The 25,406-nt window shown below is 24.9% G+C and carries 20 protein-coding genes; 4 read left to right on the top strand and 16 right to left on the bottom strand.

Annotation, left to right across the window (positions count from 1 at the left end; genetic code table 4):
- Nucleotides 1-269 precede the first annotated feature (269 nt).
- Entirely contained in the window at nucleotides 270-1,220 is a 951-nt protein-coding gene (locus AACL03_RS01845; protein WP_339038665.1) for an IS30 family transposase, read from the top strand.
- Nucleotides 1,221-1,239: 19 nt separating this feature from the next.
- On the opposite strand, the gene AACL03_RS01840 is transcribed toward AACL03_RS01845, so the two are convergent.
- The 12 genes from AACL03_RS01840 to parE all read right to left on the bottom strand — a co-directional run bounded on the left by AACL03_RS01840 (nucleotide 1,240) and on the right by parE (nucleotide 15,109).
- Complete coding sequence (locus AACL03_RS01840; RefSeq protein ID WP_339038997.1) at nucleotides 1,240-2,118, bottom strand: rolling circle replication-associated protein; 879 nt, start codon at nucleotides 2,116-2,118, stop codon at nucleotides 1,240-1,242.
- 495 nt (nucleotides 2,119-2,613) lie between these two features.
- A complete protein-coding gene (gene nusB, locus AACL03_RS01835; RefSeq protein WP_338959222.1) occupies nucleotides 2,614-3,018 on the bottom strand; it encodes a transcription antitermination factor NusB in 405 nt (134 codons plus the stop codon).
- Nucleotides 2,984-3,352, bottom strand: coding sequence for a hypothetical protein (locus tag AACL03_RS01830; protein ID WP_338959220.1), 369 nt, complete (start codon nucleotides 3,350-3,352; stop codon nucleotides 2,984-2,986). Before AACL03_RS01830 ends, nusB begins: the two co-directional genes overlap by 35 nt.
- A gap of 14 nt (nucleotides 3,353-3,366) precedes the next feature.
- Complete coding sequence (gene efp, locus AACL03_RS01825) at nucleotides 3,367-3,930, bottom strand: elongation factor P (RefSeq protein WP_174481165.1); 564 nt, start codon at nucleotides 3,928-3,930, stop codon at nucleotides 3,367-3,369.
- Nucleotides 3,931-3,932: 2 nt separating this feature from the next.
- Nucleotides 3,933-5,009 (bottom strand): M24 family metallopeptidase, encoded by a 1,077-nt coding sequence (locus AACL03_RS01820; protein WP_252320433.1) that lies wholly within the window; start codon nucleotides 5,007-5,009, stop codon nucleotides 3,933-3,935.
- Between the two features lie 83 nt (nucleotides 5,010-5,092).
- A complete protein-coding gene (rpmG, locus tag AACL03_RS01815) occupies nucleotides 5,093-5,242 on the bottom strand; it encodes a 50S ribosomal protein L33 (protein WP_174481164.1) in 150 nt (49 codons plus the stop codon).
- A 173-nt stretch (nucleotides 5,243-5,415) separates the two neighbouring features.
- Nucleotides 5,416-6,714: a hypothetical protein gene (locus AACL03_RS01810; protein WP_339038994.1), complete on the bottom strand. Its 1,299-nt coding sequence runs from the start codon at nucleotides 6,712-6,714 to the stop codon at nucleotides 5,416-5,418.
- Between the two features lie 294 nt (nucleotides 6,715-7,008).
- Nucleotides 7,009-7,836 (bottom strand): formate/nitrite transporter family protein, encoded by an 828-nt coding sequence (locus AACL03_RS01805; RefSeq protein WP_338988374.1) that lies wholly within the window; start codon nucleotides 7,834-7,836, stop codon nucleotides 7,009-7,011.
- A gap of 20 nt (nucleotides 7,837-7,856) precedes the next feature.
- Nucleotides 7,857-8,807: an L-lactate dehydrogenase gene (locus tag AACL03_RS01800; protein WP_339038992.1), complete on the bottom strand. Its 951-nt coding sequence runs from the start codon at nucleotides 8,805-8,807 to the stop codon at nucleotides 7,857-7,859.
- 246 nt (nucleotides 8,808-9,053) lie between these two features.
- Nucleotides 9,054-10,493 (bottom strand): NADP-dependent glyceraldehyde-3-phosphate dehydrogenase, encoded by a 1,440-nt coding sequence (locus AACL03_RS01795; RefSeq protein ID WP_338980611.1) that lies wholly within the window; start codon nucleotides 10,491-10,493, stop codon nucleotides 9,054-9,056.
- Nucleotides 10,494-10,652: 159 nt separating this feature from the next.
- A complete protein-coding gene (gene parC / locus AACL03_RS01790) occupies nucleotides 10,653-13,166 on the bottom strand; it encodes a DNA topoisomerase IV subunit A (RefSeq protein ID WP_338959200.1) in 2,514 nt (837 codons plus the stop codon).
- 20 nt (nucleotides 13,167-13,186) lie between these two features.
- Entirely contained in the window at nucleotides 13,187-15,109 is a 1,923-nt protein-coding gene (gene parE / locus AACL03_RS01785) for a DNA topoisomerase IV subunit B (RefSeq protein ID WP_338959197.1), read from the bottom strand.
- A 355-nt stretch (nucleotides 15,110-15,464) separates the two neighbouring features.
- Between parE and AACL03_RS01780 the strand changes: the two genes are divergently transcribed.
- On the top strand, nucleotides 15,465-16,649 hold the full coding sequence (locus tag AACL03_RS01780) for an ankyrin repeat domain-containing protein (protein ID WP_339038989.1): 1,185 nt from the start codon (nucleotides 15,465-15,467) through the stop codon (nucleotides 16,647-16,649).
- Between the two features lie 299 nt (nucleotides 16,650-16,948).
- Nucleotides 16,949-17,236, top strand: coding sequence for a hypothetical protein (locus AACL03_RS01775; protein ID WP_339038987.1), 288 nt, complete (start codon nucleotides 16,949-16,951; stop codon nucleotides 17,234-17,236).
- Between the two features lie 96 nt (nucleotides 17,237-17,332).
- On the opposite strand, the gene uvrC is transcribed toward AACL03_RS01775, so the two are convergent.
- On the bottom strand, nucleotides 17,333-19,102 hold the full coding sequence (gene uvrC, locus AACL03_RS01770; RefSeq protein ID WP_339038985.1) for an excinuclease ABC subunit UvrC: 1,770 nt from the start codon (nucleotides 19,100-19,102) through the stop codon (nucleotides 17,333-17,335).
- Between the two features lie 104 nt (nucleotides 19,103-19,206).
- The gene (locus AACL03_RS01765; RefSeq protein ID WP_339038983.1) at nucleotides 19,207-20,292 is read right to left on the bottom strand and encodes a hypothetical protein; all 1,086 of its coding nucleotides are present in this window, start codon (nucleotides 20,290-20,292) and stop codon (nucleotides 19,207-19,209) included.
- Nucleotides 20,293-20,636: 344 nt separating this feature from the next.
- Here AACL03_RS01765 and AACL03_RS01760 point away from each other — a divergent pair, with 344 nt between their 5' ends.
- On the top strand, nucleotides 20,637-21,005 hold the full coding sequence (locus tag AACL03_RS01760) for a hypothetical protein (RefSeq protein WP_339038981.1): 369 nt from the start codon (nucleotides 20,637-20,639) through the stop codon (nucleotides 21,003-21,005).
- Between the two features lie 300 nt (nucleotides 21,006-21,305).
- Here AACL03_RS01760 and AACL03_RS01755 read toward each other — a convergent pair whose 3' ends face one another.
- Together AACL03_RS01755 and AACL03_RS01750 are read right to left on the bottom strand one after the other, a co-directional pair.
- The gene (locus tag AACL03_RS01755; RefSeq protein ID WP_338979593.1) at nucleotides 21,306-23,075 is read right to left on the bottom strand and encodes a ribonuclease J; all 1,770 of its coding nucleotides are present in this window, start codon (nucleotides 23,073-23,075) and stop codon (nucleotides 21,306-21,308) included.
- Nucleotides 23,076-23,253: 178 nt separating this feature from the next.
- Nucleotides 23,254-25,368, bottom strand: a complete 2,115-nt coding sequence (locus AACL03_RS01750; RefSeq protein ID WP_338959181.1) for a polyribonucleotide nucleotidyltransferase — start codon at nucleotides 25,366-25,368, stop codon at nucleotides 23,254-23,256.
- Between the last annotated feature and the right edge of the window lie 38 nt (nucleotides 25,369-25,406).

The raw sequence follows: 25,406 nt of genomic DNA, 5'->3' as shown, positions 1-25,406 counted from the left end.
TATTTAACTTTACTTTTGGGAAATTTTCACTCGATAACTAATAGGAAATTATCACTAAATAATGACAAAAAGTATTATTTTACTTGAAAAAATTTAAAATTAATGTAAAATTCGTTTATTTAAAAATATTTTTTCAATTTTACTTTTATCAAAAACTTTATAAATGCTGAGTTATACTTGTAAGTGCAAGTAAATAAAATTGCAAAAAATTCTCATATAAAAATTTCATAATGCTAAATTTAGTTTAGAAAAAAGTAAGGAGTTTTTATATGAGTTATAAACATCTTGGCATAGATGAAAGAATTTATATTGAGAATCAATTGAAATTTAAATTTAAAATTAGTGAAATAGCTAAAAATCTTAATCGAAGTATTAGTACTATTATTCGAGAAATTAATAGAAATAAAGATAATAATCATTATTTTTCATTAATTGCACAAAATAAAGCTGAAAATCGAAAACAATCACATATTAGTTTTCATAAGTTTAAAAATAAGAATTTAGTAAAATATGTACAACAAAAATTACTATTAGGTTGATCACCTGAACAAATTTATGGCAGAATTAAAAATTTTCATAAAGAATGAGTTATTAGTTTTAAAACAATTTATACTTGAATTTATTTTGGAATGCTTGATAAAGTTACTAGTAAAAATTTAAGAAGAAAAGGTAAAAAACGAAAATCTAAAGAAAATCGTGGCAAGTTTAATGGTAAATCAATTAAAGAACGAGATATAAATGTTAATGATCGTATAACACTTGGTCATTGAGAAGGAGATACTATAGTATCATCACGAGGTAAAAGCAAATCATGTTTAATAACTTTAGTTGAAAGAGTATCACGATTTACTTTAGCAATATTAGTTAAAAACAGAACTACTAAAGTTATTAATAAAAATGTCAGTTATTATTTATCAATTCTTCCTAAAAACATTGTTAAAACTATTACTTTTGATCGTGGCAAAGAATTTTCAAATTGACAACAACTTGAAAAAAATTTAGATGTAAAAATTTATTTTGCCAATCCATATTCACCTTGACAAAGAGGTACTAATGAAAATACTAATGGTTTAATTAGAGAAAAATTTCCTAAAAAATTTATTTTTTCAAAAACTAATAAAAATGAAGTTCATAAATTTATATTGTCTTTAAATCAAAAACCGAGAAAAATACTAAATTATCTTTCACCAATCGAATATTTGGATAGAAAAATAATTTAGTTGCACTTACCTTTACAATTTAGCAAATAAAATCTAAAATATCATTTCTATTAAATTTATTTTTTAATCAATATCTAAATCGTAAACTTTCTAAACTAATATAATAGTTAAAATCTTTAAAGTAATCACAACTAGCAATATAATCATAACTTCCGCCAATTAAATAAGTAACACCTTGTTCATTTGATTTAGTTTTAAATAAATAAAATTCTTTTGCTTTTTCACATGCTTGTACTAATTCTTGTAAACTTAACATTTTAGTACCACGAACTACAAGCGGATTTTTACAATTTCTACTAAAAGAATATGCTTGAATACCAACATCTTTTTGATTTAAAGATTTAATATTTTCTTGTACTTTTGTTACATATTTACTCAAATATTTAACCACAAATTCATTTGTACCTTTATGTACAACTTTTAAATCAATACCTTTATTATTACCAACATGTGGTCATCATTTAGTTATCATACTATAAGGTATTTTACGATTAAATAATATATGAAAATGAACTGCACCACGCTTTTGATATTCATAAACATAAAAATATCTTAATTCACCTAAATATTTAGAACGTTTAGGGTCATTTCATCAACGTTTTAAACGTTTAAAGAATAATTGTAAATCATGTTTTGCTTTTCTAATATCAGTTTCATTTTTATGATAAGTTAAAGTTAAAAAACTTAAAACTTTTGCATTATAAAAATTATGTAATGCTTTTTGAACTAATTTACATTTAGTACGAACATTATTATTTCTTAATTTAGTAATATTACCAATATTCTTTATACCTAATTTATTTCTTTCATTTTTTAAAATATCAATAGGTAAAACAACATTTTTAACATAACAAGCATAAAAAATTTTTTTAACATAAAAATTATATGAAATATTCATTTATAATCATCTCGGACAAGAATTTTTAATAAAATTAAATGATTTATAAAAAAATATAAATCTTTAATAAGCATATCATAAAAAAATGATAAAATTTTAATTATCATTAAAAATTAAAAAAAGAGGTATTTATGAAAATTTTTAAACGCATTATTAGTTCTATTTCTATACTTTTATGTATCACAATTATTTGAATTCCTATTCATTTTTTCTTAAAAACTTTAATGTATGGAGATAAACGAGAAAATCAAAAAAATAAAAAAGAAAACATCAACTAAGATGTTTTTTTAAAATTCTAAACTTGCGGTGAAAAATGATACTTAACTAAAGTATATTATACTTTATTTTTTTATTTTTTAACTATTAATTTTAAAAAAATAGTTATATTGAACAAAAATATTGGATTATAAAATAAAAAATTATCTTTAAAATAATATAATATATTTATATTAGAAATATAGTTATTAACTAAATTCAATCATATACTAGTTATAATTACTTATTTATTTTATCTAAAACACCATTAATGTATTTATAAGCATCATTTGGACAATAAGCTTTAGTTATAATAATAGCTTCATTAATAATAATTTTTTTATCTGTTTTAGTATGGACAATTTCATACACTGCTAAAATTAAAATTGCTTGTTCAATTGGTTTTAAATTTTCAAAATCTCATCCTTGTTTTAAATTATTATTGATTAAATCTATTAAATCATATTCATAATCAATTATTTTATTTAATATCTCACATTGTTCAGTAATTAAACTCTTACCTTCTTCTTCAAAAAGAAATTGTTTAAACGATTGTTGTGATTGGCCTTCAAGGAAATATTGATATAATACTTCCATCATGCCAATTCTTTTATGATGCTGGGTTATCTTCTTTTGTTCTTGCATTGTTGATTTCTACTTCCTTAGTTTGAGCAATAAATATTATATGAATATTTAATAAAAATAAATTTAAAGCTGATTCAGTACGTCTTAAAATTAAATTATTAATTTTATTTTTTAAATTTACTAAATCTTCATTTGGATTAACAATTAATTTTATTCGCACAACAATATTATTATTAATAGCAGTAATATCATTTGTTTCTAACATTAGAACTTCAACATCTTCTAATGTTAATTGATAGTTATCATTAATTAATAACATATAAATAAATTTTTTAATAATTAACGAAGATAATTTTAATGTTCCAACTTTACTTTCTTCAATAAGTATTTCCATAATATTCACCTTTCTTAAGCGCGAGTTTTGTATTTCCCTTCATCTGTACTTACTACAATTTTATCACCATTATTAATAAACATTGGTACTTGTAATTGTAAACCAGTTTCTAAAATAGCTGTTTTTGTTGTATTAGAAACACTATTTCCCTTTACTCCTGGTGGAGCATCAACAACCGCTAATACTACCGAAGGAGGTAAATCAATACCTAATATTTCTAAATTTTTATAAACCCTTAATGATACTTCATTACCAGGAACTAAAAATTTTTTTTCTCATGATAAGCGTGATTGATCAATCCTAATTTCATTATAATCTTCATTATCCATAAAAACTGAATACATACCATCATCATAACTATAAATTGCTGGTCGTTTATCAATAATAGCTGGATAAACTGTATCACCACCAGTAAAAGTAATACTAATAATAGCTTGTGTTCTTAAATTTTTTGCTTTTACTTTCACATGCGCTTGTCCACGTCCACTTTTAGAATGTGCTGATTCAATAACTATTAAAATATCAGTTTTATTATGTAAAAAAGTAATTCCTGGTTTAAAATCATTAACGTTAATCATTTTTATTTTTTCTCCTTTCAAATATCAATTTCACGAGATGATTTTGTTAAAATTTGATAACCATCTTTGGTAACTAAAATATCATCTTCAATTCTAACACCACCTAAATTAGGAATATAAATACCTGGTTCAACAGTAATAACCATTCCCGGAACTAAAATAGTAGATTCATTTTTAATAACTCAAGGTGATTCATGAATTTCAATACCAAGTCCATGACCAGTACCATGAGTAAAATATTGTTCATAACCCTTTTCTTTAATATATTCTCTACAAATCTTATCAATTTCACCAATAGCTATACCCGGCTTTACAGCCTTAATTCCTGCCATTTGTGCTGACTTAACTATTTCATGAATTTCAATTAATTTTGGATTAACTTTACCAATCGCAAAAGTTCTAGTCATATCTGAACAAAAACCTTCATATACACAACCAAAGTCACAAGTAATTAACTCATTATTGCCAATTTTTTTATTACTAGCTTTACCATGAGGCATTGCTCCTCTTTCTCCAGAAGCAACAATAGTATCAAATGATGCTTTTGTTGCACCATTTTTAACAAATGAACGTAATATTATATCTTCAACATCTTTTTCACTAACACCAGGTCGGATAAAGTTTAAAACTTCATTAAAAGCCAAATCACCAATAGCACAAGCTTTTGCAATTCGTGCAATTTCGATTTCATCTTTAATCATTCTTAGTGAACTAACATAAATTGGAACAAATTCAATATCTTTAATTTCTTGCTTTCAACTTTCTAATTGAGCAATAGTAATATATTCTGCTTCAAAACCAATTTTTTTAATTTTTTGTGATTTTAATAAATCTTTCAATGAAGAAAAAATATTACTAAATTGAATGCATTTAACATTTTTGGCATTTTCTTTTCCCTCAGTAATATATCTTCCATCTAATAATAAATTTGCATCATTTTTGCTAATCAATAAATAACCTAACGTTGAAATAAAATCACTATATCAAAAGCGATTTTCGGGAGAATAAAATAACATAGCATCTATTTTATTTTTGGTTAATATTGTTTCAATAATTTCTTTTTTATTTAAATTTTTCATTTTAAATTCAATCCTTTTAATAAATCATTAATTAATAACTAAGTATATTGTACTGCAAATTAAAGAAAAGAAATAAGTAAAACTTATTTCTTTTCTTTATGTAGTGTATGTTGATTACAACGAGAACAATGTTTTTTTGTTTCTAATTTTTCAGGCTTAGTTTTTTTATTACGATCAGCAATATAATTTTCTTCTTTGCAAACTTCACATCTTAAAGTTAATCCATCACGCATTGTGCGCCTCCTTAATAATAATTGAGTTATATACAATACAATATTATTGCATAATTAAATAGTTAGTTCAATTAAATAAAGGAATTATTTTTAAACTTCCTTATATGAAAAAATGTTACTAATATTAAAAATAAAAAATATCAGTAACTAGGTAATTATTTAAATAATATTATTTAAAACACTTGATATCAATATAAGTCATCAGTTTTATACTGTGTAAAAATACTAACTGTTTTATTATATCTATTAATTTCGCCATTCATTCCATCAGGAATACTTTTAGTATTAACTTCTAAATTCTCAATTTTGTTTATATTTGCATCAATATTAAGAACATAATTTGTATTATTTAATGTTTTAACGAAAAAATTAGTTGAAGATTTACCCTTATTTTCTTGATTATTTAATAATTTTATTTCACTTATTTCATTAGTTAAATTTATTGTTTTTAATACAACTAATTCATTTTCAGAATTAAGATTTCTCTCAATTATTCTAACTGTCATTTTTTGTTGTCGATCAAATAAAAGTAATAATTGACTATTAATATTCAATAAATCATAATCATCAGAAATTTCAAAATTATATTTTCCTTTAATAACTTGACCTGATGAATCAATAATTTGAATATTTTTACTATCTTCTTTTAAAATATATGTTTTACTATTTAATCTAATAATATCAATTCCATAAAGATCTAATTCAGAATATGTATTACTTACATAATCATAAATTAATACTTGATTATTATCATCTTTAATTACTCAAACTTCCCTATTAGTTTTAAAAAAATATTTTGCTGTTCACGATAATTTATTAATAGTAAAATCGGAATTACTTATTAAAAGACTATAGTCTCCATTATCTGACTTAATAATAACTTCATCATCACGAATATAGTTAATTTCTTTTATTGTATGAAATAAAGAAACAAATTTTAATGGCATTAATTTTTGATCTTTTACTTCTCCAAGAGTAAGTATAGTGTGATTTAAAATTTTTGTTTCAATTAAAAATTTTGTATTACTAATTGCTGTTACCTTGCCATAAAGATTAAATTCTTTAAATATTTCTATTTTTAATGAAGTTAAAACACCATTAGAAGTTAATAAATACAGGTTTTTGGTAGATTTTTCTGTTAAAATTCCGTAATTTCCTCCTTGACCATTAGTGAATTCAGTGAATCTTACATGATCAGGATTAGAAATTTCTTGAAACTTCTTATCTTTATCTAAAAATCATAATTGATTTCCATTAATCACTAAACCAAGATTATTATTAAAAAAATAAAATTTACCTTTTTTATTCAAATTAATTAAAGAAATATCATCTTTATTTTGTTGAAGATTACATTTTAAATCTTGTAACTGATTAGCATTCGTACCTATATTATTAGTATTTAAAATACTACTTAAACTGCTAACAGTTGTTGCAAGTGTTAAAACACTTAATGTTTTTAATAATGCTTTCATGATGAAAACCCCCTTTTTCCCCATTAACTTCTTAAATTTAAGAAGTTAATTACATTTTAATTTTCAAAAAAAATAAATGCAATAAAAAATTAATATTAAAGTATTCTAATCTATTTTCTAAAAAATATTTTTTATCAAAACCATTCTCCTTTTTAAAATCTTTAATTTGACAAATTTTAAAATATGCTTATCAAATAACTTCTATTTACAATTAATTTATTTTCATAAAATTAATAAATCCATTACTTAAAACTAAAGTAATGGATTAATTTTTATATTAAACTAATAATATATTTATAATGTTATTTTTGGTAATTCTTTTCTAAAGATTAAATAATACATACCAGGTAATAAAATACCACCACCAATAAAATTACCAAATAAGGTTGGAAGTTGTACTTGATAACCAAATTGTAAAAAGTCATTAAATCCACTATGAATTCCATAAATATTAAACAAAGGTCCTAATCCTCAAACATAAGAATTTGCTACAACGTGAGAAAAACCAGATAAGGCAAAAACCATAATTACTAATCCTATTAATAAAAATTTAGCAGTAGATGAACGAGTGGCATGAGAAATATAAACACTTCCTGCTACTAAAAAATTACATAATATACCACTAAAAAAGGCTTTTCATCAAGACATTACTAATTTATGATTAAAAATACTAACAGCATTATCCAAAAAAGCTTGATTATCAAAAAATCCTGCTCATCATGTAAATAATGAAAGAATAAAACAACCTATAAAATTACCAATTAATACTACTAGTAAGTTAATTAACATTCTTGTTAACTTAACTTGTTTTTTTATTAATGGCATAAATATCATGGAATTAGAAGTAAAAAGTTCACCACCCATAAAGACAATCATAGTAATTGCTAAAGTAAAAATAAAACCAAATGTTAAATTTTTAATACCATTATCACTTAATCCTCTACTACCAAAAATAGCCGCAATATAAGCAATACCAACAAAAAGTCCGGCCGCAATACCCATTAAAAAAGTTTTTAATAACGGACTTTGTGCTTTCTTTAATGCATACTTATAAACAGCAATATAAGTTTCAATACTTGTTAATGTTTCTTCATTATTCATATTTTCTACACTTGTATTCACGAATAAACTACTCCTATCTTTTATTTAATAGCAGCAAAAGCTGTTTCTAAAGTTTCTTTAATAATTGCACAAGATTTATCAAATGCCGTTTGCTCTTCTTTCGTTAATGGTAACTGAACTACTCTTTTTCAACCTTTTTCGTAAAGTATTGTTGGTACACCAATATAAAAACCTTGCTGTCCATATTCTCCTTGTAAATAAGCACCCGCTACTAAAACGTGATTTTGTCCTTCAAGGATATTTCTTACTAATAATGCCAATGCTGCACCAATACCATAAAAAGTTGCGCGTTTTAATTTAATAATTTTATAAGCTCTTTGTGCTACTTCTTTTCTTAATTCTTCTAAATCTTTTTCTTTAATTCTACCTTCAGTAATTTTTTGATAAACAGTTTTATTACCTACCGAAACCGAACTTCAAGGAATCATTGAAGAATCACCATGTTCACCAATTACATAAGCAGCAACTGACTTTGGATTAACTGCAATTTTTTCTCCAATTAAATATTGTAAACGTAAGGTATCTAAAATTGTACCAGAACCTAATACTTGATGATAATCAAATTGTGTAATTTTTTGATAAACAGTTGTCATTATATCAACAGGATTAGATGCAATAATAGTAACACCTTTAAATCCTGATTTTTTAATTTCTAAAGCAATGCTCTTCATAATTTTGGCATTATCTGCTACCATATTTAATCTTGTTTCACCATCTTTTTGTGGTCTTCCAGCAGTAATAACAATAATATCAGCATCTTTACAATCACTGTAATTTCCAGCCTTAATTGAAATAAAAGGATGATCTAAAGCTGCTTGACAATCAGCAAAATCAATCGCATTACCTTCAGCTATACCTTCAAAAGCATCAATTAATACATATTCTTGGGCTAAACCTTGATTAATGGCACTGTAAATAAAACTACTACCAACAGCTCCACATCCAACAAGGACAATTTTTCGTTTTGCCATATTTACCTCCATATTTTTTGCATTTCATGTAACAGTACTTTATCCTCGGCACTATTTTAATAACTTACTTTTTAAAATAAAAGTTACAATGATATGTAATATTTTTATTATGCTTTTTATATAAGAATGTTAAAAAAATAAAAATCTAATTAACAAGGACAAAAATTTATTACATTTTTATCTTACCACTATTTTAATAAAAAAATAAAACTTATTTTTTTATTAAAATAAGTTTTATTTTTTCTTTTAAATTTTTGTTTTTCAATTAATAACAATCCCTTTTGGTCTAGTAAAAGCAAGTAACGAAGGACGAATACCTTGTACGCCAAGACCTGAATCCTTAACACCAACAAAAGAAAAGTGATCGGGACCACGTTGTGACTGATCATTAATATTAACACTTCCAACTTCTAATAATTTACCAATACTCATTGCACTATTAATATTAGTAGTAAAAACAGAAGCTTGTAAACCATATTGTGAATCATTTGTAATATTAATTGCTTCTTTTACTTCATCAAAAATAATAATCGGCAACAATGGTGCAAAAGGTTCTTCTCATGCTAAATTCATTTTTGTTGTTACGTCAGTAATAATAGTTGGTCACATTAAATTTTCTTTAAATTTATTACCAATTAAACAATTGGCTCCTTTATCTAAAGCATCTTTAATTAATTTTTTAGCATTATCAACTGTTGGTTGATCAATAACAGGAGTAATATCACAATCATCTGTGGGCAAACCAACAGTTAATTTTTCAACTTTTTCTTTTAAAATTGGAATTAATTTGCTACTAATTGTTCTTTGTACTAACACTCTCTTAATAGCAGTACATCGTTGTCCTGAATAACTAAATGCACCTTTAATGATTTTGGTTGCTGTATCTTCAAGATCAGCATCATTAAGCACTATTGCTGGATCTTTACCTCCTAATTCTAAAATCAAATCAGCTTTTAAAGATTTCTGTGAAATACGATTACCAACAACAGCACTACCAGTAAAAGAAATAACATTAATTGCTTCATTTTCAACTAAACTATCACCAATTTCACTACCTTTACCACTTATAGCATTAAAAACACCATTAGGAATGTTAGCTTCTTTGGCTAATTTAGCTAAGTGTAATCCCACCAATGATCCTTGTGTTGCAGGTTTAAAAACAACACTATTACCGGTCACAAGTGCTGGAAATATTTTAGAAACTGATAAATTTATCGGATAATTAAAAGGGGAAATAGCAAGAACAATTCCTTTTGGTACGTATTCAAAAATAGCTAATTTGTTCATACTTCCTCAACTATCACCTGTATAAGATTCAGGATGAAGACGTAATGCTTCTTGTAAAGTATATTCAATATATTCAACTGTTCTATCAATTTCACTGCAAGCCGCTTTTGTGCCTTTAGCAATTTCATTGGTCATTAATTCAGCAAGTATTAATTTATCGCGAATAATTAATTGTTTTCAAGAATTTAAAAAAGAAATTCTTTTTAAAATAGGCATTTGTTCTCAATTTTTTTGAGCAAATTTTGCAAATTCATATACTTTTTTAATTTCAACTTTAGTTAAGGCAGGAACTTGGCCTGCTATTTTATTAGTAGTGGGGTTAATAACTGATATTCAATTACCATTTTCATACAACTCACCATTAATTAGAGATTGATATTTAATAATATTATTTGTCATCTATACTTCCTCCTTAAATCACTACTATAATAATTATAGCATTGATATAAGTCCTATCCTATTCACTCTTAACTAAAATTATTATTTAAATTTATATTATGAAAATCAAAAAAACTAATTCTTTAAAAAAGTTCATAATTTTCAATAAAAAAGTTTATTTTAAATACCATTGTTGCTTTCTTTTGTATTAAAATTTTCTGATATTGATGATATATCAGCATCAATAACATCAGTTTTTAAATCAATCACTAAATTATTACCACCAGCAATAATATCATCAGCAACTACTTTGCCAGTTCCTTCATTTACCTTGCTAAGATTAATGTCACTTGCTTTAATCACTAATCATTTTTCTTTTTTCGTTAATATATTAATAAAAGATGTTGCTGGTGATAAGAAGGTTTTAATAATACTAATACTTTTACTTTTAGGAACTTTTATTACTTTATTACCTTTTGTTGTTCGTGAAGTTTGTTCAATAGTATTGAATAACATTCGTTTAATTGTTCCAACTGATGTTAACATTGCATAAATATCATTACTATTACCACAAGCCATTCCTACCACTTCATCTTCTTCAGAATTAATTTTCAAAGCTTTAACACCTGTTGCAGTTTTAGTTAATAATGGAACTTTCGTTTCTAAATATTTTAAAGTCATACCCTTGCGAGTACTAATAACAATAAAATCATGACCGGTAGTACTATTAACACTAATAACACTATCGTTCTCTTTTAACTTAACATATTTGGCGGTTTTATTAAATCTAGTAGTTGCTAACTCTAAAAGTGGCATTCTTTTAATTAAACCATATCTAGTAGCGACTACTATATTTACATTTGGCTGTTCAAAACTATTAACTTGCGCAACACTAATAATTTTTTCATTTCCTTCAAGTTTACATAACGTATTAACATGAATACCATTATCTTTTCATTTATTTTCTTCTAATTTAAAAATTGGTATTAAAAAATAATTACCTTTATTTGTAAAAAATAATAAATTATTAAAATTATTGAACATTGCTCCACCAATAATAACATCATTTGGCTTACGTCCAAAATCTTGATAATCAAGATTTTGTAAAAATACTTTACTACTTATTACCTTAATTCAACCATCATAACTAATACTAACAAATACATTTTCTTGTCGCAATGTTGCTTTTTCATCAATTGTAATTTCAGAAATTTCACCTTGAATTTGTGATTTTCTTAATCCAGAAAAATGAGAATTAATTTGTTCTAACTCAGTAATAATAACTTGACGTAGTGAATTTTCATTATTAAGAATTTCTTGTAAAACAATAATTTTACTTTCAATATCTGCTTTTTCTAAAACTAATGATTGAATATCAGTAGCAGTTAAACGATATAAACGCAATTGTACAATTGCTTCTGCTTGAATATCAGTAAAATTAAAAGCTGATATTAAATTTAATTTTGCTTGCATACGGTCAGTTGATGTTCTAATAATTTTAATTACTTTATCAACTTCACTTAATGCAATAACTAAACCATTAACAATCTCTAATCTTCGTTCTAATTGTGCTAAGTCATATTGTGAACGCTTAGTAACAACATCAATTTGATGATTAATATAAAAATCTAACATATTAATTAAACTCATTTGTACTGGTTTTTTGTTAGCGATTGCTACTAAATTAAAGTTATAATAAATTTGTAAATTGGTATTTTTAAATAAATAATTTAAAATTTCTTGCGGTTTACTATCTTCTACTAAATCAATAACTATTCGTAAACCAAAACGATCCGTTTCATCACGTACTTCTTTAATACCATGAATTTTTGCTAATGTTTTAACATCATCAATTTTTTTAATCAAATCTTGTTTAATAACTTCAAATGGAATTTCGGTAATAATTATTTGTGGAATTTCACCTTCATTATTAATATGAGTTTTAGCACGAATTGCAATTCGCCCTTTACCAGAACGATAAGCTTCTTTAATACCTTTAATACCTTGAATAATTCCTCCGGTTGGAAAGTCAGGACCCTTAATAACACGCATTAATTCGCTTAAATTACATTGTGGATTATTAATTCTCATGACAATTGCATTAATTACTTCTTGTAAATTATGAGGTGGAATATTAGTTGCCATTCCAACAGCAATTCCAGAAGCACCATTTACTAATAAATTTGGAAAATAGGCAGGTAAAACTGTTGGTTCTGTTTCTGATTCATCAAAATTTTTAATTAAACTAACAGTATTTTTCTTAATATCCTTCAATAATAATTCTGAAATTAATGATAAACGCGCTTCTGTATATCGCATCGCAGCAGGATTATCACCATCAATTGAACCTTTATTACCATGCATTTGTACTAATGGTCATGCTACCTTTCACTCTTGTGCCATTCTACACATAGCAGCATAAACCGCTGTATCACCATGAGGATGATATTTACCAATTACTTCTCCAACAACACGAGCTGCTTTTTTATATGCTTTATCATTGGTTAAACCCAAATCATTCATAGCATGCAAAATTCGACGTTGAACTGGTTTCAAACCATCACGGATATCGGGCAATGCTCGTTCTAAAATAATATATTTGGCATATCGACCAAAACGTTCTGCAACAATATCATCAATAGGATAAGATAAAATTTGTTCATTATTTTGTTGAATCTCTTCTTTACTATTCATAACTTATAAACTCCTTTTTCTTAATAATCACTAGCTTCAAAAGAAATATTTTCTTCAATTCATTTTCGTCTTTTTTCTGGTTTATCACCCATTAATATTTGAATTTCTGTTTCTGCTGATAGAGCATCCTCAATAGTAATTTTAATTAATTGACGGACATTTGGATCCATAGTTGTTTCTCATAATTGTTCAGCATTCATTTCTCCTAAACCTTTATAACGTTGCAGGTCATATTTACCTTTAATTGTTTCAACTTTATCTTTTAATTCTAACTCATTTCAAACATATACATGTTTCTCTTGCTCTTCTTCTTTAAAAGAAATTTTAAATAAAGGCGGTAATGCAATATAAATATTACCCGAAGTAATTAAATCTCGCATATAACGATAGAAAAAAGTTAGTAATAAAATTTGAATATGGGCACCATCAGTATCGGCATCAGTCATAATAATGACTTTATTATAATTACAATTTTCAATACTAAATTCGTTACCAACACCAGCACCAATCGCATTAATAATCATACTAATTTCCTCATTATTAAAAAGATCAATTACTTTAGTTTTTTCGGCATTAATTACTTTTCCTTTTAACGGTAATATCGCTTGGAACTTACGATCACGACCTGACTTGGCACTGCCACCAGCGGAATCTCCTTCCACTAAAAATAATTCATTAATGTTAGGATTTTTACTTTGTGCAGGCACCAATTTACCTACTAAAAATTTTTGCGTATCTTTACTTTTATTACGCAATGATTCGCGTTCTTTTCTTAAAGCATTACGAATATCACGAGCCTTAATGGCTTTATCAATAATTTTTTTAGCAGCATCACTATTTTCGTGAAGTCAAAATGAAAATCTTTCATTAACAATATTATCAACAACAATTCTTGCTTCGGGCGTTCCTAATTTACCTTTTGTTTGACCTTCATATTGAATTAAATTTTCAGGAATACGCAACGAAACAATAGCAACCAAACCTTCTCGCAAATCATTACCTTCTAAATTTTTATCTTTTGCTTTTAATAATTCTTGTTTTCTTGCATATTCATTAATAGCTTTCGTTAAACCACTTTTAAAACCAACTAAATGACTTCCACCATCAACAGTTTTAACATTATTAGCAAACCCTACTAACGTTTCACTATAATCTTCAGTATATTGTAATACAATTTCAACGTCAATATTATTTTGTTTACCTTTTAAACTAACAATTGGTGATAAATTTTTTTTATCTTTATTTAAATATTGCATGAAAGCAACTAAGCCATTTTCATAATGAAAAGTTTCTTCAGTACCTGTCCTCTTATCAATTAATTGAATACTTAAATCATTAATTAAAAAAGCACTTTCACGTAAATGTTGTTCAAATAAATGAACATTTCAATCACAACCTAGAAAAACACGATGAAAATCAGGTAAAAATTGTACCCTAGTTCCTGTTTTATAAGTGCTACCAATCATTTTTAAACTTTGATCAATCTTACCACCATTTTTAAATTTAATTTCATGAATTTTTTTATCACGATGAATAGTAACAATCATTCAATTACTTAAAGCATTTACTACTGAAGCACCAACACCATGTAAACCACCCGAGGTTTTATAACTATTAGTGTCAAATTTTCCACCAGCATGTAAAACCGTATAAATAACTTCGGGAGTACTTTTTTTTGAAGCATGCATACCAGTTGGAACACCACGACCATTGTCTTCAACAGTAACTGACTTATCAAAATTAATAGTAACAACAATACTAGTACAAAAGCCAGCTAATGCTTCATCAATACCATTATCAACAATTTCTCAAACTAGATGATGAAGACCACGATTATCAGTAGAACCAATATACATTCCAGGTCTTTTTCTAACTGCTTCTAGACCTTCTAAAATTTGAATTGATGATTCATTATAAACACTGCTTTTTGGTTTATTTGCCATGAAAAAAACTCCTTACTACAATTTATTTCATTTTCATTTTATCATATATTTATTTATTTAAAGATAATGTCGATAAAAGAACTAAATCAATTTTATAATTTAAAGTTAAAGGTTTCTATACAAAATTTAATATAATACATTTAAAATAAATATTTATCTAATAATTTTTAATTATTAATAAAACAGTTATAAAATAAATATAAAAAAACTATTAACTTTTAATTAATTTAAAAGTTAATATTTGAATCATAAAAAAAATAAATATAATAATCTTATAAAGATTATAGAATTTTATCGCTTATTTATTTTAATATTTACAAAGTAAATGGGTTTTTATTGTTAAAGGAGGAAAAAAATGAATGACGATTTAAATGAAAAATTAATAAATAGTGCTTGAAATGGTGATTTAGATACAATTAATATTTTACTGACAAATAATGGTGCTGATGTTAATTATTTAACTATAAATAATTTTAGTGCTTTAACACTAGCCGCCTGAAATGGACACTTAAATATCGTTAAAACTTTACTAGAAAATGGTGCTAATATCAATCATGCTAATATATTTGGTAATACTGCTTTATTATTAGCTGCTGAAAATAATCATATTGAAATAGTTAATACACTAATAGAAAATAACGCTAATATTAATCATGAAAATAATGGTAATGAAACTGCTTTATTATTAGCTGCTAAAAATGGACACTTAAATATCGTTAATGTATTAATAACACATAATGCCAATGTTAATCATATAAATGAAGATAATGATGAAACCGCTTTAATCTTAGCCGCCAGAAACGGACACCATGAAATCATTAATCTCTTAATCGATAATTTTGCTAATATTAATCATGAAAATCGTTATGGTGATACAGCTTTAATATGAACCGTTAGAAACGGACACTTAAATATTGTTAATAGCTTAATAATGCAACATAATATTAATATTAATCATGAAAATATAGAAGGTTACACTGCTTTCAAGTGAGCCGCCAGAAACGGATATTTAGATATAGCTAATGTTATAATAGCGCATAATGCTAATGCTGATCATACAAATCAAATGAATAATAATGCTTTAGTATGAAGCGCGCGAAATGGTTATCTAAATATAGTTAATAGTTTAATAGTACATAATACCAATATTAATTATGTAAATGAAAAAGGTGATACAGTTTTAATATGAAGTACTTGAAAAGGTTATTTGGAAATAGTTAACACTTTACTAACAAAAAATGTTAATGTTAATTATTCAGATCAATCTGGTTATAGTCCTTTAATGATAGCTGCTGAAAATGGTTTTTTAGAAATTACTAATGCTTTAATAGAAAATAACGCTAATCTTAATTATGCAAATCAAAATGGTAATACAGCTTTAATGATGGCCAATAAAAATAACCATATAAAAATAGCAAGAATAATCGAGCAAATAAATCAACTAAATCAACTAAAAGCAGAAAATTTAATAAATGCTAAAGAAATGATACTAAACATTAATAAGGCTTTAAATGAACAACTAAAAAAACTAATGAAATAAAAGATAATCAAAATGATAATGAAATTTGAAAAAATAATCAAGAAGAAATTATTGAAATCATTGATAACTATGAACATAATTTAAATCAAAAACTTAAAAATATTAATTCAGAACTTAATAATCATTCTCTAAAAAAAGATTTTATTAATATTATCAAGTTTGGAAAAGAAAATTATTCATTATTACATATAGCAGTATTAAATGATTGACAAAAATTAGTAACTTATTTAATAAATGAATGACCAGTTGATATTGATTATAAAGATAATTCAGGAAATTCGGCATGAAATCATGCTTGTATGTTATTACAATCAAAAAATACTTTGACTATTAAAAAAGAACATCAATTAACTTATAAAAATAAAGTATTTATAAAACAATTAATTCCTTCATCTCCAAATTGAAATCCAATTGAAAAAAAAGAAATTAATAAAAATGCCAGTGAAAATAGAAAAAAAATTATTGACTATTATATGCCAAAAGATAAAAATAGTATTGAAAGTTGAGAACATATTAGTAGTATCGATTTACAAATGCAAAATTCTTTCACAAACGAAAGCAATACCTTAAAATTTTCAATATCTTAAAACATTAAGATATTTTTTATCTAATTTTTGATATTTTTACATTAGTAACTTAGATAAATATCTTATTTACGTTATTATTTATTTCTTAATAATATATTATTCAAAACTATGTAATTCTTTTCATAGTTTTTCTAAAATTACTTTTGATTTAACTAATGATGAAAGTTCTGTTTTTGTAGCATTTTGCAATAATTGTCAAGTTGGAAATTGCTGTAATATTTTATTTTGTAATTGTAAACCAATTCCTGGTACTGATGATAAAACACTACTTATCATTGATTGACTTCGTTTTGTTTTATGATATTTAATTGCATAATTATGAACTTGATCTTGTAATTTACTCAAAAATAAAAAACAAGCATCAGTTTTAGGAATATTAATAATTTGCATTTTATCATTTATAATTTTATCAGTTTGATGTTTTTTATTTTTAACTAATCCAATAATAGGAATTGTTAAGTTTAATAATGTTAGTTGTTCTAATGTAGCACTAATTTGTGGTTTTCCACCATCAACAATAATTAAATCAGGAAGTGGCAATTTATTAATAACTAAGTGATGATATCTACGATAAATCATTTCACAAAAACGATGATAATCATCAATAATTTTTGGATCTAATAAAAATTTGCGATAATCATTAAAACTAGGATTACCATTCTTATAAACAATCATACCGCCAACACTAGCACTTTGTTGAAGATTAGAAACATCAAAAACCTCTAAATGATTTAAATTAGGAATTTTTAATCATTGTGATAATACTTTCATCATATTTAACGGTGCATTAAATTGATTAGTTTGTAAATAATTATTTCATGCGTAAATGGCATTGGTTTTTGCCAATGTTAAAATATGTTCTTTTGTTCCTTTAATTGGATTAATAAATTTTATTTGTGGAAATAATAATTTTAATTGTTTTAAATCAATATTTGATGGTAAATATATTTCATTTGGCAATGTATTTTTACTATATAGTTGTTGACAATAATTACGAATTAAATCTTGAATTTCTAAGTAATTATTTTGAACTATTTGTTCATCTTTAGCTTGCAATTCACCATTACGATAAAATAAAGTAATTAAAACAACCATTTCATCTTCAATTAAAAAATTAATAAAATCGCGATTTCCATAATCTTGAAACTCAACAACTTGTTGTGATAAAAATAAATCTATTTTTGATAACAAAATTTTAATACGATTAGCATTTTCAAATTGTAAGTTTTCAACACTAATATTCATATTATTAATTAATATTTTTTTAACAGCAGTAACATTCCCTTTGAAAAATTGATCAATTTTACTAATCATATCTTCATAATAAGTAATAGGTACCGATTTAAAACAAGCACCAGAACATTGCTGTAAATGATAATATAAACAAGGTTTACCAAGATTACCAGCACATTTTCGTAATGGAAAAATTCGTTCCAATAACTTTAAAATTTCACGCGCACCAGTACCATCGGGAAATGGTCCATAATAATGTCCCTCTTTTTTAGTAGCACTACGTACATAACGATATTGTGGATCACGATTATTAGTAATTTGAATATAAGGATATTTTTTATCATCTGCTAACAAAATATTATATTTAGGATGATGTTTTTTAATCAATGTTTGTTCTAAAATTAAAGCCTCTTTTTCATTAGATGTCGTAATGTATTCAACATCATGAATATCATTAACTAATAACATTGTTTTAAAATTACTGGCTTTATTTAAATATGAAGTTACTCGTTTTTTTAATGAATTAGCTTTACCAACATAAATTAAATTATTATGTATATCTTTAAATAAATAACATCCAGCAATATTAGGTAAAAGTTTAATTTTCATTTGTAGTAAAGATTTTTCTGCCATTAGTTCACCTAAATTTATTAACAAATTAAAAGATACTTTGATTTTAACATTAATATAATGTTTTATCCTAAAGTAAATTCTTAATTTTATTCATTATTAATTACTTATGATTCGTTATTAATAATAGTTTCGTTATCATTAAGAATTTCACGATTTAAAATACTATCTTCTAAACTTTTTTTAACTACCAGAGTACCTTTGCTATTACTCATTACATCTTTTTGTTTTTCAGGGTCAATTTTACCAAAAGGAGTTAAATAACTATTTTCATTAAAATAAACAATAGGCGAAGAAGGTTTATTGATAATGTCACTATTATCATTTTGTTTTATTTCATTTTGTTTTATTTCTGCTTTTTTTACTGGTGATATAGGCGGTTCCTTCTTTGATTCCTTATTAAAACTATTTTCTTTTCTAAAAGATTTTTTAACTTGTTTATCAATTAATAATTTTTCTTTTTTTAACTTAATATGTTTTTGTTTTAAATCAGCATTTATTTTATTTTTTTGCTTTTTATTTTTATTATTAATAATAATTTGTTTAATAATTTGTTTCATTTTGCTAAAGAAAATAAAAGGTTTATTAAAAATAAATAAACAAGTTAAAGAAAAAATACTAATAAAATTTGCAATTAAATTAGTAACAAAAAAACCATAATTAAAAATACCTATTAAAACATTACTAATAATGCCACCAGTAGCATATGCTGGAAAAAAGGTTTCAACACTAAAATCTTTAAAAGAAATTGGTGAAGCAAAAAAACCTAGATAATTATTTATACCATTTGTATTTCATCATGTTTTAACGTATATTTCACTAATATTTAATAGGTTTAAATTATAATAACTAGTTCATAAATTATTCTTTCCTAAAATTATTAAAGTTAAAGTTTGCGTTGTCCAACAACTAATCACTAAAAATAAAAAATAAACAAAAATATACTTCAATTTAAATTGCATGCGATAACCAAAAGCTAAAGGAATAATCATTAAAAAAAGAAAGAAATAAACAGCATATTTCATTCACCCAAATAAAAAAGAAAAAAGAAAATCATCAAGTACTTTACCAATTATTGAAAATCTAGTTAAACTAACCATTAGGAAAAAGAAGATTACTAATAAGAAAAAAAGTAATCCAACTTCATCACCACGAGATTGAGATTTTGATATTTTAATGCCATTTTTAATCATAAGAACATCACCTCTTAACATTCTCCACAAAATAACTTATAAAAATAGTATAACATAATTGATATATGTAATATCTTTCTATAATCGATTTTTGATTTATTATTGCAAAAAACAATATTAATTTTTTAATACTTTTATCATAAAAAATGTATTATTTAAATTTCATATTCATTATTTTCTAGATTTTAAAAATTTAAAATAAATCATTTTTCTTATTTATATTTATTTAACAATTAATTTATATAATATTATATAATCATTGTAAACTTAATATAAGTTTTACCCGTTGCTTTATTTAAAGTAAAATGGGTTTTTATTTTCTAATTTTAAAGGGGACATAAACAATGTGGGGTTTTAATAAAAATAAAAAAGAAGAACAAGAAAGACAAAGAGAAGCTGAAAAACAAGCAGAACAACTACGAAAAATTGAAAGAGACCAAGCTAGATTAAAAGCCGAAAGAGAAGAAAGACAAAAACAAAAAGAAGAAAGAGAAAGAGAAGAAAAAAATAGAAAAGCTGAAGAAGAAAGCCAACGTGTAAAAGAAGCAAATGAATATATGGAAAAACAAAGAATAGAAAGAGAAGAAAAACGAGAAAAAATTTTTCAAGAAAAATTAAAAGAAGATCGAACTAAAGAATTAAGAGAACGTGCAGAAGCAGAAAATGCAGCAAAAATAAAAGGTAAAGGACATTATAATCCATGAAATTTTTAAATTTTAAATTTTTCTATTAATTTATATAATGTAGTTTACAAAGTTATTAGATTTTTAATTAATAAAATAAAAAATTTCTTCAACCAAAACTAATATACCAGTTGAAGAAATTTTTTTATTACTTTCAAATTCTCCAGCAATAATTTTCATGTTTTTTTACTAAATGCACTATAAATTATTTTCAATAGCTTTTAGTAATTTTCTAAACTAGTTCTAATTTACTAAACATTATATAAATTTTAAAATTAGTTTAAATATGAAAAATTATATAAGTTAAGGTTAATGATAATATCATTAACCTTAAATTTCATTAACAACTGTTAAAATCATAGGTAACTTACCAGTTTCTTTTTTAATATAATCTTGTAAGTCATTTTTCATTTTAGTCTTAACTTCACTAAGACTAAAAGCATTATTAGTTTTATATTTTTCAATAACATTAATAATAATGTTTTGCAATTTTTTCAACATTTCTTCATTATTAGTTAAATAAACAACACCACGCATTTGTGCATCAATTAAAGAAACAATTTCTTTAGTTTTACGATTTATTGTCACTCCTGTAATTAAAATACCATCACGTTGTAATTGTTTTCTTTCACTAATAACAATGGAACCAATATCACCAACACCAATACCATCTACATATACATCACCAGTTTTTATTAAGTTATCTGTTGTTTTATTAGTAGCATTTTTATCATTAAAACGAGAAGGACGTGCAACATACTGTTTAACAAAATTATCAATTAATTTACCATTTTCAAAAGTAATAACTTCACCATTATCATGAATTAAAGCATTGTTATGTAATACACCAGCATCAATGGCTGCTGCTTGTGCTGCTACAAAATCTTTATATAAACCTTTAACTGGCAAAAAATATTTTGGTTCAATAATATTAACCATTAACTTAATATCTTCATAAGAAGCATTTAAACTTCAAGCTTGTTTTTCTGATATATTAATAACTTTAACATCAGTACGTGCTAAGTCATCTAATAAGGCTGCATGAGCCAATTCATTTCCTGGAATTGGTGGAGTTGCTAAAATTATTGTATCTTGGGATTCAAGTTTTAAATAATCATCATTACCAATAGCAATTTTATTCATTCTAGTAAATAAACGCTCACCACTACCAGTAACAATAATTACTGTATCTTTAGTACCAATTGTTTGTGCTAAATTAATAATTTGTGATTTATCAATATTGAAAGCGTTTAAATCATTAACTTTTAATAAAATATCATATAAAGTTGCACCATAAACTGCAATTTTACGTTTAGAGTCAGTTTCTTTAATAGCATTAAGAATTTCACTAACACGATATAAATCTTGATCATAACATGCAAGAATAACCCTTCCTGGTGCTTCTTTTAATACTGGCTCAATAATAGTTTGAATTTTATGCTTAGGAGCTGTAAAAGCTTTTCTATTGGCACATGTTGCTTCACTAATTAATAATAAAACATCATTTTTAGAAACACTAGCTAAATGTTGAATATCAGTAGTAAAATCACTACGATGTTCACCATCAAAAATATAATCACCCGTATAAACAATTGTTTCATTTAATTTAATATTTTCACCATTATTTACAGTTAGAACAAAACCTAAACTACCTGGAATTGAAGTAGTTGTTTTAAATGTTTTAACAACAACATTACCAAATGATACTTTTTGTTCGGGTTCAATAGTTTTAATTATAATTTCATTTTGATTAATAAAACGAAAACGTTCTAATTTCTGCTTAATCATAAAATCAGTTAGTTTACTAGTAAAGATTGGAACTTTATACTCGGGTTTTATTTTATTAAAATCTTTTAAAATATAAGGTAGTGCTCCAAAAGCATCATCAGATGGTTTTGAAATAAATATACCTTGAATACGATGTTTATTTTCTTTTAAATATGTATAATCTGGAATAATAATATCAATTCCTAAAATTTCTCTTTCTGGGAGTCTAATGCCGGCATCAAATACAAATATCTTATCATTTACTTCAACAACATATAAGTTTTTACCACGTTCATCTAATCCACCCAGAGCAAATACTTTTATCTTTGCCATGTTTTCACCAGTTTTCTACTTTCTTTATTTTTATTTTATAAAATTTAATATCTTAGAAGAACATAAAAATTAAAACTTTAAGTTAAATTCCCAAGATGCTGCTATATTATGTTATTAGTATTTTAACACTAATTTAATAATAAAACTGTAATTAATTTTCATTAAAAATAGTTTCAAATTATTTATCAATAATTTCTAAGCTAAGCTTACTATTATCTTCAACTTTAATTACTCGAACTTTAATTATATCATTGATTTTAACGACATTATTTAAATTATCAATACGTTTATTAAATTTTTTTGAAAATTCTGAAATATGAATTAAACCATCAATCTTATCTTGTAAATTAACAAAAACACCAAAATTAACAATTTTTACAACTTTACTATCAAATTCAGAACCGATTTTAATTTGAACAGGATTAACAATACTTTCAATAATTTGTCAAGCTTTATCAATGGCTGATTGTTCATTATGATAAATCATCAATCGTCCATCATCTTCAATATCAATTTTAACATTATCACAGTCGGTAATAATTTTATTAATAACTTTCCCACCAACACCAATAATATCACGAATTTTATCAATTGGAATTAACTTTTGAATAATTTTTGGAGCATTAGGTGCCAATGTAGTTCTAGGTTTTTTAATTACTTCATTCATGTTTGCTAATACTTGTAATCTCGCAATTCTGGCTTTTTCTAAAGCTTGTGTAATAATATTAAAATCAATACCAGTAATTTTAATATCCATTTGTAAAGCACAAATACCATTAGCTGTTCCTGCCACTTTAAAATCCATATCACCTAAGTGATCTTCTAATCCTTGAATGTCAGTTAAAATTGTAAAATCTTTTTCTTCTTTAATTAAACCCATGGCAATACCAGCAATTGCAGCTCTAATCGGTACACCACCAGCCATTAATGCCATTGATGAAGCACAAATTGCTGCTTGTGAAGTTGAACCATTTGATGCTAATACTTCTGATACTAATCTAATTGTATAAGGAAAATCTTTTTCAAGAGGAATAATTTGTAATAATGCTTTTTCACCAAGGGCGCCATGACCAATCTCACGTCGTGAAGGAACACCCATTCTTCCGGTTTCACCAACAGAAAATGGAGGAAAATTATAATGATGAATAAAACGTTTATACTCTTCTTTACCTAATCCATCAATAATTTGATGTTCCGCAAGTGCACCCAAAGTTAAAACTGATAAAACTTGTGTTTCACCACGAGTAAACATTGCACTACCATGAACAATAGGTAAAACATCAATCATACTTGTTAATTTTCTAATATCATCTGCTTTTCGTCCATCAACTCGTACATTATTTTTTAAAATCATAGTACGCATTGCTTTTTGTAATAATTGATCAATACTTTTGCGTAAATTATGAATAGTTGTTTCTTCACCAACATTTAAAACTTCTTGATTAAATTTATTTTTAAAACTTTGAAATGTTTCTTCAACTAAATTTTTAATCAAGTTGCTTCGACTTTTTTTATCAACAGTAGTACTAATTTTACTAATTTGTGATTGACAATTTGTTTCTACAAATTGTTCAATATTAACAGGAATTAATGCTAACTGTGGTTTAAATTTATTTGGTTTTAATTTTTCAATGATACTTTCTTGAAAAATTATTAATTTAATAATATGTTCATGTGCAAATTTTAATGCTTTAATCATATCTTTTTCTAAAATATCATGACATCCAGCTTCAACCATATTGATGGCATCTTTTGTTCCACCAACAATCAATTCCATTTTTGAATTTAATAATTGCTCTTGTGTTGGATTAAGGACAAGTTCATCATTTATTTTACCAACAACAACAGTAGCACTAGGACCCTGAAATGGCAAACTACTTAATCCTAAAGCAAGTGAAGTACCAAAAGCTGCATTTACTCTAACATCACAAGCATCATCTAACGCAAAAACATTATTTACAACTTGCACTTCATTAACAAAACCTTTTGGAAATAATGGACGGATTGAACGATCAATTAATCTAGCACATAGTGTTGCATATTCACTAGGTCGACCTTCACGCTTTAAAAAACCACCTGGAATCTTACCAACTGAATATAACTTTTCTTGAAAAACTATTTGTAATGGAAAAAAATCTTGATTATTAATAACTTCATTATATGATACAGTTGTTAATACAACTGTATTTCCATAAGTAATTTTTACTGATTTTTCTGCTAAATTAGCCATTGTACCTAATTCAACAATTAATTCATATTTTCCTTCTTTAAAAAGGAATTTTTCTTTTAACATTATTTACTCCTTAGCTTCCATTTTTTGTCGCAACTATG

Origin of the sequence: Spiroplasma endosymbiont of Andrena trimmerana (genome assembly GCF_964019575.1) — a bacterium.
In the GTDB taxonomy this organism is placed as follows: domain Bacteria; phylum Bacillota_I; class Bacilli_A; order Mycoplasmatales; family VBWQ01; genus Spiroplasma_E.
The sequence above is the reverse complement of the archived record's forward strand: the minus strand, read 5'-3'. Positions and strand labels throughout refer to the sequence as shown.